The sequence below is a fragment of the Streptomyces sp. NPDC058674 genome, from assembly GCF_042716505.1.
Taxonomy (GTDB): Bacteria; Actinomycetota; Actinomycetes; order Streptomycetales; family Streptomycetaceae; genus Streptomyces.
In genome coordinates this window covers 25341-38444 of record NZ_JBHXSC010000006.1, presented here as the reverse complement: position 1 = coordinate 38444, position 13104 = coordinate 25341, and the positions used below count along the sequence as shown (strand labels likewise).

General features: G+C 73.7%; 10 protein-coding genes. 7 read left to right on the top strand and 3 right to left on the bottom strand.

Going from position 1 to position 13104, the window contains the following annotated elements:
- Positions 1-22: 22 nt before the first annotated feature.
- Positions 23-751: a MerR family transcriptional regulator gene (locus tag ACFWU6_RS05045; protein ID WP_383798780.1), complete on the bottom strand. Its 729-nt coding sequence runs from the start codon at positions 749-751 to the stop codon at positions 23-25.
- 85 nt (positions 752-836) lie between these two features.
- On the opposite strand from ACFWU6_RS05045, the gene ACFWU6_RS05040 reads away from it, so the two are divergent.
- Positions 837-2678 (top strand): AMP-dependent synthetase/ligase, encoded by a 1842-nt coding sequence (locus tag ACFWU6_RS05040; RefSeq protein ID WP_383978563.1) that lies wholly within the window; start codon positions 837-839, stop codon positions 2676-2678.
- Positions 2679-2760: 82 nt separating this feature from the next.
- Here ACFWU6_RS05040 and sph read toward each other — a convergent pair whose 3' ends face one another.
- A complete protein-coding gene (sph, locus tag ACFWU6_RS05035; RefSeq protein WP_383798774.1) occupies positions 2761-3750 on the bottom strand; it encodes a sphingomyelin phosphodiesterase in 990 nt (329 codons plus the stop codon).
- A gap of 213 nt (positions 3751-3963) precedes the next feature.
- Here sph and ACFWU6_RS05030 point away from each other — a divergent pair, with 213 nt between their 5' ends.
- Positions 3964-4866 carry an oxygenase MpaB family protein gene (locus ACFWU6_RS05030; protein ID WP_383978561.1) on the top strand — a complete coding sequence of 301 codons (903 nt, stop codon included), beginning with the start codon at positions 3964-3966 and terminating at the stop codon, positions 4864-4866.
- Between the two features lie 6 nt (positions 4867-4872).
- Here ACFWU6_RS05030 and ACFWU6_RS05025 read toward each other — a convergent pair whose 3' ends face one another.
- Complete coding sequence (locus tag ACFWU6_RS05025; protein ID WP_383978558.1) at positions 4873-6411, bottom strand: M1 family metallopeptidase; 1539 nt, start codon at positions 6409-6411, stop codon at positions 4873-4875.
- A 374-nt stretch (positions 6412-6785) separates the two neighbouring features.
- Between ACFWU6_RS05025 and ACFWU6_RS05020 the strand changes: the two genes are divergently transcribed.
- From ACFWU6_RS05020 to ACFWU6_RS05000, 5 genes are all read left to right on the top strand, one after another.
- Positions 6786-7652 (top strand): hypothetical protein, encoded by an 867-nt coding sequence (locus tag ACFWU6_RS05020; protein WP_383798766.1) that lies wholly within the window; start codon positions 6786-6788, stop codon positions 7650-7652.
- A gap of 149 nt (positions 7653-7801) precedes the next feature.
- The gene (locus tag ACFWU6_RS05015) at positions 7802-10309 is read left to right on the top strand and encodes a Tex family protein (protein WP_383978555.1); all 2508 of its coding nucleotides are present in this window, start codon (positions 7802-7804) and stop codon (positions 10307-10309) included.
- A gap of 277 nt (positions 10310-10586) precedes the next feature.
- Complete coding sequence (locus tag ACFWU6_RS05010) at positions 10587-11087, top strand: hypothetical protein (RefSeq protein WP_383798761.1); 501 nt, start codon at positions 10587-10589, stop codon at positions 11085-11087.
- Positions 11077-12261, top strand: a complete 1185-nt coding sequence (locus ACFWU6_RS05005) for an MAB_1171c family putative transporter (RefSeq protein WP_383798759.1) — start codon at positions 11077-11079, stop codon at positions 12259-12261. The genes ACFWU6_RS05010 and ACFWU6_RS05005 overlap by 11 nt, the downstream gene beginning before the upstream one ends.
- 29 nt (positions 12262-12290) lie before the next feature.
- Positions 12291-13070 (top strand): SDR family NAD(P)-dependent oxidoreductase, encoded by a 780-nt coding sequence (locus ACFWU6_RS05000; RefSeq protein WP_383978551.1) that lies wholly within the window; start codon positions 12291-12293, stop codon positions 13068-13070.
- The last annotated feature ends 34 nt before the right edge of the window (positions 13071-13104 follow it).

Below are 13104 nucleotides of genomic sequence, written 5' to 3'. Positions count from 1 at the left end.
CCCACCGCCGCCGCGGTCCCCGTCAGCCGCCCTCGGAGGCGAACGCCGCCCGCAGCTCCTCCCGCAACGACCGCTGGAAGGCGGTCACCAGGGCCTGCACCACCATCGGCTGCATGTGCGCCGACAGCGCCTTCATCGACTCCACGCGCTCCGGATCGCTCTCGCCCTCCGTGAACGGCCCCCACACCTCGTCGCGGAACAGCGCCGTCAGCTCGTGCGCCGCCGACCTGGCGTGCTCCATCAGCACCCGCCGGGCCGCCACGATCGTCTCGTGCGCGATCGGCACGTCGAGCAGCGCGACGCCCAGCCGCAGCAGCCCCACGTCCACCCGGAACCCGTCTCCGGAGGCCGCGACCACGTTCATCGCGGTCAGCCGCCGCACATCGGTGTCCGACAGGCTCCGTCCGGCCCGCTTCTCCAGCTCCGCCCGTGAGGCCTCCGCGGCGGCGTCCGGGGCCCAGGAGGCCACCATGGCCCGGTGGATCGCCAGGTCGTGCGCGCTCAGGTCGTCGGGCAGGGCGTCCAGGTAGCGCTCGATGGCGGACAGCGTCATGCCCTGGTGCTGCAACTCCTCGATCAGGGCGAGCCGGGACAGGTGCTCCGGCCCGTAGTGCCCCACCCGACGAGGGCCGATCACGGGAGGGGGCAAAAGCCCGCGCGTGCTGTAGAACCGTACGGTGCGGACGGTGACGCCCGCCCGGGCCGCCAGCTCGTCCACGGTGAGCGTCGGCTCGGGTGCCTGGTCGGCCATCGTCTGCGCCTCGCTCTCTGCTCCACAGCTTGGGTTCAACAGTATTGCTGTCGCACCAACGATGTGAAACGGCCAGGAGCTGCCCATGCCCACGAAACTGCGACTGCCCGGACGACCCGAAGAGATCACCGTCCCCGCCCTGCTCGCCCGCAATGCCGCCGAACACGCGGACCTGCCGGCCCTGTCGTGGCGCGCGGGCCCCGGCGCCGCCGAGTGGACGACCCTGACCTGGAGCGAGGTCCGCCGCGAGGTCGCCGTCCTCGCCGCCGGATACGCCGCCCTCGGCGTGGGGCGCGGCGACCACGTCCTGCTGATGATGGGCAACCGCCCCGAGCACTGGCTCAGCGACCTCGCCTTCGTGCACCTCGGAGCCGTGCCCGTCACCGTGTACGGGACCTCCGCGCCCGAGCAGATCGCCCACATCGCGCGCCACAGCCGGGCCCGGCTCGCCGTGATCGAGGGCGCCCGCGAGCTCGTCCGCTGGGAGCCGCTGCTGGCCGACACCGAAGTCCCCCTGGAGCGGCTGGTGGTGGCCGAGGCCGCCGAGGCGGGTCCGCACGGCAGCTACGGCTCCCTGTACGCGAGCGGCGCACGGCTGCACCGCGCCGACGCCTTCGAGAAGGCCTGGCCCGAGACCCGCCCCGAGGACCCGCTGACCGTCGTCTACACCTCGGGCACCACCGGCGATCCCAAGGGCGTCCGCCTCACCCACCGCAACCTGATGCTCCAGGCGGTTCGCCTCGACCGGCACGTGGACCTGCCGGAGCACGCCGAGCACATCTGCTACCTCCCCTTCGCGCACATAGCCGAGCGGGTCCTCGGGATCTACCTGCCCCTGCTGCGCGCGGCCCACGTCCGGTTGTGCGCGGACCCCGCCGCCGTGGCCGGCGCGGTCCGCGAGCTGCGCCCGGTGCAGTTCTTCGGTGTGCCCCGGGTGTGGGAGAAGCTCGCCGCCTCGGTACGGGCCGTGCTGGCCCGGCTCCCCGACGAGCAGCGGGCCGCCATCGAGGCGGCGAACGACCTGGCCCGCGCCCGGGCCGCCCACCGGGAGCGCGGCGAGCAGGTCCCGGCCGCGCTCGAAGCCTCGTACGCGGCGGCCAAGGAGCGGGTGCTGGATCCGCTGCTGGGCCTGGCGGGGATGGACCGGCTGGTCTGGACGGCCAGTGCGACGGCGCCGATGCCGATCGACGTGGTGCGCTTCTGGGCGGGCTGGGGGATCACCATCATGGACGCGTGGGGGCTCACCGAGACCTCCGGCGTGTGCACGGTCAACAGCCCCGACGGCTTCCGGCTCGGGTCGGTCGGACGGGCCATCGAGGGGGTGGAGCTGAGGCTCGCCGCGGACGGGGAGATCCTCACGCGCGGCGCGACCGTCTTCGGCGGCTACCTCCGGCCGGACGGTTCGCTGGAGGACGCCGCCGACGCGGAGGGCTGGTTCCCGACCGGGGACATCGGGCGCCTCGACGACGACGGGTTCCTCTGGCTGACCGACCGCAAGAAGGAGCTGATCATCACCTCGAACGGGAAGAACGTCTCCCCGGCCCTGGTGGAGAACACCGTCAAGGAGCACCCGCTGATCGGGCAGGCCCTGGTCCACGGCGACGGCCGGTCCTACCTGGTCGCCCTGCTCGTCCTGGACCCGGAACTGGCCCCGGCCTGGGCCGCCGCCCGCGGCATCGAGGCGGCCTCGCCCGCCGAGCTGGCCGCGCACCCCGAGGTCCGGGCGGAGGTCGACCGCGCGGTCGAGGCCGCCAACGCCCGCCTGAACCGGACCGAGCAGATCAAGAGGTACCACCTGCTGACCGGGGAGTGGGGGCCCGAGAGCGGGGAGCTCACCCCCTCGCTCAAGCTCCGCCGCCGGGTGATCCGCGCCAAGTACGGTGCGCTGATCGACGGCCTGTACGAGGACCCCGCCCCGGCTCCGTAACCCGGCCGGCCCGGTCCGGCGGGCGCGCGTCCGCCCGCCGGACCAGGGGGATGCCGACGTTGCCGGCCTCCGGCCCCGGTGGTCAGCGGCCGATCAAGGGATAGTGGTCGGAGAGGTTGGTGTAGGTGTAGGAGGTGCCCCAGCTGGAGACGGTCCAGGGCGCGGACTGCTCCTTCACCACGTTGTTCTCCCAGTTCGCCGGGCGGGCGTTGCCCTTGCGGTAGAGGACGTAGTCCAGGTCCTCGCGCGGGTCCGTCGGGTAGCGGTAGCTCGCGATCGAGTTCAGCGCGGTGTCGAAGGAGTACGGGTGCCCCGTGCGGGTGTCGGTGCCGGCCAGGTCCGCGTCGGCGAGCATGGACGCGTACTCCGGGGTGCGCGAGTCGACATTCAAGTCGCCCGCCACGATGACCTGTTCGTTCGCCGGGATGTTCTTCCCGTCCAGGAACGCGTCGATCGACCGGAACTGGCGGGCGCGCATCTGCGCCGCCTCGCCCGCTCCGCAGCCCGGGTCGGTGGACTGGGCGTGCGTGCCGACCACGTGCACCTTCGCGCCGTTGACGTTCAGCACCGCGTAGGCGAAGCCCTTGTTGGACCACCAGTCGGCGCCGCAGGCGTCCTTGAAGACCACCTGCTCCTTGCGGACGATCGGCCACTTGCTCAGGATCGCCACGCCGCCGTCCTCCGGCGTGGTGGAGGAGTAGGCCCCGCCGGTGGCGTCCCAGCCGGTCTTGCTGCGGCCGACGACCGGGGTCTGGTGCGGGTAGCCCGCCGCCGAGTTGGCCTTGAGCGCGTCCGAGGCGCCGTTGTCGAAGGCCTCCTGGAGGACGACCACGTCGTGGCCCCGGTAGAAGGCCGCCTTGGGGATCTCCGCCGCGCGGTGGTCTTGGCCCCAGTTCGGGTAGAGGCTCTTGCTCATCAGGAACACGTTGTACGACAGGACGCTGAGCCGCGGGGCAGCGGCGCTCTCCGCGGCCGTGGCGGCCGGCGCGGTGGTGGCGGCCAGCGCGCCGGCGGCTATCGCCGCGACGGCCGCGGCGGCGGCCCGGTGGCGGCGGTGGGAGGTGAGCAGCATGAGGTCTCCATCATTCCTGCGGGGGAAGATCGGCTCCGTCATCCAAGCAGCCGCGGTTACTTCGGGGTAACACCCGTGACAAGACTTTCTGTCCGCAGTGCGACGGCGTGGGGGCGCCGGTCCGACCGGAGCTGATCGCTCCTCCCCGGCGCAAGCCCCGCGACCCCCGTCATACTGGGAAGACGGCGAGGTCCAGACCCCGGGGGCATGATCATGAGTACGAAGGAACACCCCGCGACGGGATCGCCGGGCCGGGCTGCCGCCGGACGCACCGACCCGGAGCCGCCGCCGCCCGGCGGGGTGCTGTGGACCATCGCCGGCGACGTCCGCGCCCTGCTGATGCTGCCCGCCGCCTTCACCATGCAGGTCGCCCACCCCGCGATCGGCGCCGGGGTCGACCAGTACTCCGTCTTCCGCACCGACCCCTGGGGCCGCGGCGAGCGCTCGCTGCGCTCGGTCCAGCTGTGGGTGTACGGCGGCCGGGACGCCGCGGCGGAGGGCCGCCGGGTCCGCCGCCTGCACAAGGAGATCCGGGGTACCGACACCCGGGGCCGGCGCTACCACTCCCTCGACCCGGCCTGCTACGCGTGGGTCCACGCCAGCGGCTTCCCCGTCTACCTCTACGCGGGCCGCTACCTGCTGCGCCGCTTCACCCCCGCCCAGGAGCGGCAGCTCTACCGGGAGTGGCTCCAGGTGGGCCGCATCCTGGGACTCCACGACCGCGACATGCCGCAGAGCATCGAGGAGTACTGGGTCTACTACCGCCGCATGCTGGCCGAGGAGATCGAGCCCACGAAGGTCGCCCGCGAGCTCGTCGCCACCGACGTCCCGCTGCCCCGGCCCGAGGGCGGCTCCCGGCCGGTACGGCTGCTGCTGCGGCTCACGTGGCCGCTGCTGCGGGCGGCGTTCCTGCGCCTGCGGGCCTTCGTCACCGTCGGGTTCATGCCGCCCGACGCGCGCGCCGCGATCGGACTGGCGTGGACCCCGGCCCAGGAACGCAGCCTCAGGCGCTTCGCCGCCGTCGTGCGGATTCTCGTACCGCTCCTGCCCGAGCGGCTGCGCTACCTGCCCGTCGCGCGGGCGGCGCGTGCCCGGTGGCGCGCCGCCGCCCGCTGACGGACCTCAGTGCCCGTGGTCGTGGACGGCGTTCGTCTCCGCGATCTTCTTCCAGGACTTCGGCTCGACCGGAGCGGCGGGGGCGGCGGGGGCGGCCGGCAGCGAGCGGGCCGACGGGGACTGCGCCGCCTTCGCCTTCGACGGGTTCAGCGCCGAGGCGTCCGGCTTGCCCGGGGTGTAGAGCCAGGTCTCGAACAGCTGGCCCAGCGGCTTCCCGGAGATCTTCTCGGCGTAGCGGACGAAGTCGCCGACCCGGGCGTTGCCGTGGGCCCGCGCGGTCGGCCAGCCCTTGAGGATCCGGAAGAACGCCTCGTCCCCCACCTCGTTGCGCAGTGCCTGCACGGCGATGGCACCACGGTCGTAGACGGCCCCGTGGAACTGGTTCTCCGGACCGGGGTCACCCGGCTTGACCTGCCAGAACGGGTCCTCGGCGGGGCGGGTGGCGTAGGCCCAGTCGGCGAGCTCCTGCGCGGTGCCCTCGCCCTCCTTCTCCGACCACAGCCACTGGCTGTACCGGGCGAAGCCCTCGTTGATCCAGATGTCCTTCCACCCCTCGACGGACACGCTGTCGCCGTACCACTGGTGGGCCAGCTCGTGCACGACCACCGAGACGTTCGCGCCGTTCTGGAACTGGCGCGGCCCGTAGAACGGCCGGGTCTGGGTCTCCAGGGCGAATCCGGCCGTCACGTTCGGGACGTAGCCGCCCAGCGCGTTGAAGGGGTACGGCCCGAAGACCTCCTCCAGCCACTCCGCGACCTCGCCGGTGCGCTCCACGCTGGCGCGCGCGGCGCCGGCGTTCGCGCCCAGGTCCTTGCTGTACGCGTTGAGGATCGGCAGCCCGCTCGCCGTCCTGTCGGTGGTGATGTCGAACTTGCCGACCGCGAGGGTGGCGAGGTACGTGGCCTGCGGCTTGTCGGAGCGCCAGTTGTACCGGGTCCAGCCGAGCCGCGAGGTCTGCGACTGGAGCACGCCGTTGCTGATGGCCTGGGTGCCGTCGGGGACGTTGACGGAGACGTCGAAGGTGGCCTTGTCGGTGGGGTGGTCGTTGCTCGGGAACCACCAGACCGCCGAGTCGGGCTCCTGCGCGGCCACACCGCCGTCGGGCGTGCGCTGCCAGGCGGACCAGCCGTCGACCTTGAACTCGGAGGGCTTCCCGGCGTACTTGACGACGACGGTGACCGGGGTGTTGCGCGCCAGCGGTTTCGCCGGGGTGACCACCAGCTCGTGGTCGCCGGACGTGGCGAACTTCGCCTTGGCGCCGTTGACCCGGATCTCGCTCACGTCGAGGCCGAAGTCGAGGTTGAAGCGGGACAGGTCCTGCTTGGTGGTGGCCAGCAGGGTGGCCGTGCCCTCCAGGAGGTCCGTCGCGGGCTGGTACTTCAGGCGCAGGTCGTAATGGGACACGTCGTATCCGCCGTTGCCGCTGGCCGGGTAATAGGGATCGCCGATACCCGGGGCGCCCGGACCGGAGCTCGCCGCCGATGCCGGGATCACCAGCAGGAGGGAGGCGGCGAGCACGCTCGGGGCGATGACTTTGCGGTGCACGAAGGGCTCCAAGTGGTAGGGGAGACAGTTCGGTTCGAGGTCTCGTCGTTCGACCGTATTCACCCGTGGCGCCCCACGTCATGTCCATGGCCCCTGCTGTCACACGATCGCCATTCGGCCGTCACGCGGCGGGCCGGCGGCCTGCCGGGGCGGGGCCGGACGGTCCTGCCGGGGCGGGCCGGGCGCGCTGCCGGGGCGGGCCGGGCGCGCCCCGGCGGCGTCCGGGCGGAGCCGCCGAACGGGCCCCGGTGGGGTCCGGCCGGATCTGCCGGGCGGCCGCAGATCGGCCGGAAACGACCGCCGGGCCGGGGTCGCGGGGCCGCCCCCAAGGCGGGGGCTGGTCGGCATACTGAGCAGTCGGTAACCTGGCCGCCATGACCGTCTCGACGCTTCCCCCGCTCGCCGCCCGGCACGCCTGGCACGGCGCGATCAACCCGCTCCACTCCACCGTGTACTTCTCCCCGGACACCACCGCGGAGTTCGCCGCCCTCGGGGTCGAGGACCGGGTCGCCGTCAACCTCGCCCACCGGTCCGCCGCCATGGGGGCCGTCGGAGCGGGCGCCGTGACCGCCGCCTTCTACAACTACCGCCACGACCTCGTCGCCCGGCACCTCCCGGCCGTATGGGAGACCGTCACGCCCGCCCAGGCCCTCGACGCCCGGCTGCGCGCCGCCGACACCACCCTGCGCCGGCTCCTCGGCGCCGAGACCGTCGAGTCACCCGGGCTCGCCGAGGCCGCCGACCTCGCGATGCACGCCACCGAGGCCTGCACCCGGCACGGCCGCACCCTCTACGCCGCCCACGCCGACCTCCCCGTGCCCGAGGAGCCGCACCTGCGCCTGTGGCACGCCGCCACCCTGCTGCGCGAGCACCGCGGCGACGGCCACCTCGCCGCCCTGCTCACCGCGGGCCTCGACCCGCTCGAAGCCCTGGTCAGCCACACCGCCACCGGCAAGGGCATGGCTCCGAAGTGGCTCAAGTCCATCCGCGGCTGGGAGCAGGCCGACCTCGACGCCGCCACCGCCCGGCTGCGCGAGCGCGGGGTGCTCGACTCCGACGGCGCGCTGACCGAGCAGGGCGCCGCCCTGCGCGAGCGGCTGGAGGCGGAGACCGACCGCCTGGACGCCGCCCCGTACGAACACCTCGGCGCGGCCGGCCTGGCCCGCCTGGCGGAGCTCGGCGGCGGCTTCGTGGCGAAGGCGGTCGCCGCCGGCGCCTTCCCCCGCGACCTCCGGGGCTAGGGCCTGTCGGATCGTGCCGGGTCCGCGCCCGGCACGGTACGGCACCGCCGGGCCCGAGCCGCCGTCTTGCGGGCTTGCCGCCCCTTGCCGCCGCCACCTGCCACACTTGGCAGCCTTCCAGTGCAAACGAAGGCAGGCGGGACCCGATCGTGACGACGTCCATCGAAGGCAGGATCGCCGAGGAGCTCGGCGTACGGGAGCGGCAGGTCAAGGCCGCCGTCGAGCTGCTCGACGGCGGCTCCACCGTGCCGTTCATCGCGCGCTACCGCAAGGAAGCGACCGAGATGCTCGACGACGCCCAGCTGCGCACCCTCGAAGAGCGGCTGCGCTATCTGCGGGAGCTGGAGGACCGGCGCGCCGCGATCCTGGACTCCGTACGGGAACAGGGCAAGCTCGACGCCGAGCTGGAGGCGCGGATCAACGCCGCCGACACCAAGGCCCGGCTGGAGGACATCTACCTGCCCTTCAAGCCCAAGCGGCGCACCAAGGCGCAGATCGCCCGGGAGGCCGGGCTGCAGCCGCTGGCCGACGGCCTGCTGGCCGACCCGTCGGTGGAACCGGCCGTCGCGGCGGCCGCGTTCGTCGACGGGGACAAGGGCGTCGCCGACACGGCGGCGGCGCTGGAGGGCGCACGCGCCATCCTCACCGAGAAGTTCGCCGAGGACGCCGACCTGATCGGCGAACTGCGCGAGCGCCTGTGGAGCCGCGGCCGGCTCGCCGCGAAGGTCCGGGAGGGCAAGGAGGAGGAGGGCGCGAAGTTCGCCGACTACTTCGACTTCGCCGAGCCGCTCACCGCGCTGCCCTCCCACCGCGTCCTCGCGATGCTGCGCGGCGAGAAGGAGGACGTCCTCGTCCTCGACCTGGAGCCGGAGGACCGCGAGGACACCGCGACCCCCGGGCCCTCCACGTACGAGGCCATGATCGCCCGCCGCTTCGGGGTGAACGACCGCGGCCGCCCCGGCGACAAGTGGCTGGCCGACACCGTCCGCTGGTCCTGGCGCACCAAGATCCAGGTGCACCTCGGGCTCGACCTGCGGACGCGCCTGCGCCAGGCCGCCGAGGACGAGGCGGTACGGGTCTTCGCCGCCAACCTGCGCGACCTGCTGCTCGCGGCGCCCGCGGGGACCCGGGCCACGCTCGGCCTCGACCCGGGCTTCCGCACCGGTGTGAAGGTCGCCGTGGTGGACGCCACCGGCAAGGTCGTCGCCACGGACGTCGTCCACCCGCACGTCCCGGCCAACAAGTGGGACGAGTCCCTCGCCAAGCTGGCCCGCCTCGCCAAGGAGCACGCGGTCGAGCTGGTCGCCATCGGCAACGGCACGGCCTCCCGCGAGACCGACAAGCTGGCCGGGGACCTCATCGCCCGCCACCCCGAGCTCGGGCTCACCAAGGTGATGGTCTCGGAGGCCGGCGCCTCGGTGTACTCGGCCTCGGCCTTCGCCTCGCAGGAACTCCCCGACATGGACGTGTCGTTGCGCGGCGCGGTCTCCATCGCCCGGCGGCTCCAGGACCCGCTCGCCGAGCTCGTCAAGATCGACCCCAAGTCGATCGGCGTCGGCCAGTACCAGCACGACCTGGCCGAGGCGAAGCTCTCCCGGTCCCTCGACACGGTCGTCGAGGACTGTGTGAACGGCGTCGGCGTGGACGTCAACACGGCGTCGGCGCCCCTGCTCTCCCGCGTCTCGGGCATCAGCGGCACGCTCGCCGAGAACATCGTGGCCCACCGCGACGCCAACGGCCCCTTCCGCAGCCGCAAGGGGCTCAAGGACGTGGCCCGCCTCGGCCCGAAGGCGTACGAGCAGTGCGCGGGCTTCCTGCGCATCCGCAACGGGGACGACCCGCTCGACTCCTCGGCCGTGCACCCCGAGGCCTACCCGGTGGTCCGGGCGATGGGCAGGACGGCCGGCGGCGAGGTGGCGTCGCTGATCGGCAACACCGGCGTCCTGCGCTCCCTGCGGCCGGAGCAGTTCGTCACCGAGGCCTTCGGCCTGCCCACCGTCACGGACATCCTGCGCGAGCTGGAGAAGCCGGGCCGCGACCCGCGCCCCGCCTTCAAGACGGCCACCTTCAAGGAGGGCGTGGAGAAGATCGGCGACCTGGCGCCGGGAATGATCCTGGAGGGCGTGGTCACCAACGTGGCGGCCTTCGGCGCCTTCATCGACATCGGCGTCCACCAGGACGGCCTCGCGCACGTCTCGGCACTGTCGAAGACCTTCGTCAAGGACCCCCGGGACGTGGTCAAGCCCGGTGACATCGTCCGGGTGAAGGTCATGGACGTGGACATCGCGCGCAAGCGGATCTCGCTCACCCTGCGCATCGACGACGAGGCCGGGGCGGACCGCTCCGCCGGCGCACCCCGGCAGCGCGCGGAGCGCCAGGAGCGGCCGGAGCGCCGCGGCGGCGGCCGACCGCCGCAGCAGCGCGGCCAGGGCACCGGCCAGGGAGGCCGACGCGAGCAGGGCCAGGGCGGTCAAGGCCAGGGGCAGGGGGGCCAGGGCGGTCAGGGCGGTCAGGGCGGCCAGGGCGCCGGTCAGGGCCAGCGCGGCCAGGGCCGGCGGCCCGCCGCCGGCGGCGCCCCCGCCCCGGCCAACAGTGCGATGGCGGACGCCCTGCGGCGCGCCGGCCTCACCGGTCCCGGCGAGGGCCGCAAGCGGTAGCCGCAGCCTCGCGCGCCGGGCCTTTGCAGCCACCCGGCGCGCGCGGAATCCGTACGGGATGGCCGAATAGCGGCCTCACGCGGGGACATACCTTGCCAACTCCCGTACAAGATCTGTAGGCATGGTGGAACGCCCGTTCGTCACCCGGCGAACGGGCTTCCGCATTCTCCCCTCAGGACCGTATTTCCCCGAGGCCGCCTTGAAGGCACAGGACGCCATGCCCATGCCCACGCACGCCTACCGACGCTGCCCGAGAAAGGGTCCGAAGAGGGATCACATGCCCCACCGGCAACTCAGCCTCCGCAAAAGGTGCGAGAACATTCTCGGCCATCTGGATCTGACCCGTCCGTTCTCCCTGGACGCGCTCTGCGACCGGATGGCCGAACAGCGAGGACGCCCCATCCGGCTCCACCCGCTCCCCAAGGAGGCCGCGGAATCCGGCGTCTGCGGCCTGTGGGTGGGCACCGCCAGCGTCGACTACGTCTTCTACGAGGCGCAGACCACCCCGCTGCACCGCGAGCACATCGTGCTCCACGAACTCGGCCACATCCTCTTCGGCCACCACTCCCTGGAGGGGGTGGAGTCCGGGGGCGGCGCCCCCACCGTCCTGGGGCGCACCAACTACACCACCCGCCAGGAGCAGGAGGCGGAGATGCTCGCCAGCATGATCCGCATCCGCACGGCGCACGCCGGACCCCGGTCGGCCGCCCGGCCCGGGGGCACCCTCGCGCGGCTGGAGTCCGCCATGGGCTACGAATGGGGGAACGATGGGCGCTGACCTCACCGCCTTCGGCAACTGGCTCGCGGTGCCCAGTGTGGTGTGCCTGTGGGCGGCGGTCCTCCTGCGCGCCCCGGGCGCCCTGCGCTCCCCGAAGCAGCGCGGCCTGTGGCTCGCCGTCGCCACCGCCGCCGCCGCGATGACCCTGAACCTGCCGGCCGTCGTCACCTACGCGATGGGCCGCGACCCCGGCTACGCCCACACCATCGGCCTCGTCCGCAACCTCATCGGGGTGCTGTCGGCGGGCGCCGTGATCTACTTCGTCGCCGCCACCACCCGCGGCCGGCGGCTCCAGGCCGTCTCGGCCGCCGCCACCCTGGTGTGGCTCGCCACCCTGGTCGCGCTCGACGCCGCCGCGCCCGGGCACGGCACCCACGCCATGCCGCCCGTCGGCGACCCGGTGCCCTCCCTCGCCTACTGGCTCGTGCTGATCTCCGCCCACGTGACCGCCAACACCCTCTGCGTGGGCCTGTGCTGGCACTACAGCCGCCGCACCGAGAGCCGGGGGCTGGCCGCCGGACTGCGGCTGTTCGGCCTCGGCACCGCCCTGGCCGGGCTGTTCTGGCTGGCGTACCTCCTCAAGGCGCTGTTCGGCAGCACCTGGGCGATGCCCGCGCTGCCGCTGATGATGAACCTGCACGGCCTGCTGCGCGCCGCCGCGATCCTGGTGCCGACCCTGTTCACGTACCGGCGCACCGCCGCCGACATCGCCACCGCCTGGCGGCTGTGGCCGCTGTGGCGGGACCTGGTCCAGGCCGTCCCGCACGTGGCCCTCAACAAGCCGCGCGCCGGCCGGGTCGTGGAACTGCTCTGGCCGCCGGTCCCGCGCAACCTGCTGGTGTACCGCAAGGTGATCGAGACCCGCGACGCCATCCTGATCCTGGGGGAGTACGCGGCCCCGGGCGCCCTGGAGCTCGCCCGCGACCACGTCGCCGGGGCCGGCGTCCCGGAGCAGCGGCGCACCGCGGCCGCGCTGGCCCGCGTACTGAAGGAGGCGCGGCAGGCGAAGCTCGCGGGGCTGCCCGTCCGGGCGGGCGAGGGGTCCGCCCTGGAGCTGCCCGCCGCGATCCAGACCTCGGCCGAAGGCGGGGGACTGGCGGACGAGGCCCGCTTCCTCGTCGACGTGGCCCGGGCGTACGCATCGCCGGCCGCCGCCGCTGCCGCCACCCCGTGACCCGCCCGACCGCAAGGAAGTGACACCTCTTGACCACCGTACTGATCACCGGGGCCAGCGCCGGACTGGGCGCCGCCTTCGCCCGGGGCTTCGCCGCCAAGGGGTGCGGCCTGGTGCTCGTCGCCCGGGACAAGGACCGGCTGGACGCCGTCGCCGGCCGGCTCGCCCGCGAGTTCGGCACCTCCTGCGAGGTGCTGCCCGCCGACCTGCTCGACGCGGGCGGCCTCGCGGTGGTCGCCGAACGGCTCGCCGACCGGGCCCGGCCCGTGGACGTCCTGGTCAACAACGCGGGCTTCGGGCTGCCCGCCCCCTTCCCGTACAGCCCGGTCGAGGACGAGGAGCGGATGCTCGACCTGCTGGTCAAGGTCCCGCTCCGGCTCACTCACGCCGTGCTGCCCGGGCTGCGGGAGCGGCGCCGGGGCGCGGTCCTCAACGTCTCCTCCGTGGCGGGGCTGCTGCCCACGGGGACGTACGGGGCCGCCAAGGCGTGGGTCACCGCGTTCAGCGAGTCGCTGCGGGTGGACATGGCGCCGTACGGGGTCCGGGTCCTGGCGGTGGTGCCCGGCTTCACCCGCACCGAGTTCCAGGAGCGGGCCGGGATGGACGTCAGCGCCCTGCGCGACGCGGTCTGGCTGGAGCCGGAGGCCGTGGTGGCCAAGGCCCTCAAGGACCTGGCCCGGCGCCGCCCGGTCAGCATCACGGGCCGCCGCTACCAGGCCTACGCCCTCGCCGCACGCCACCTCCCGCGCACGTTCGTGGCCCGCAGGATGGCCCGCGACCGGCGGCCCCCGGCGGACCGCGCCGCCTGACCGCGCCCGCCCGCCAGAGCGAGCCGGCCGCCGG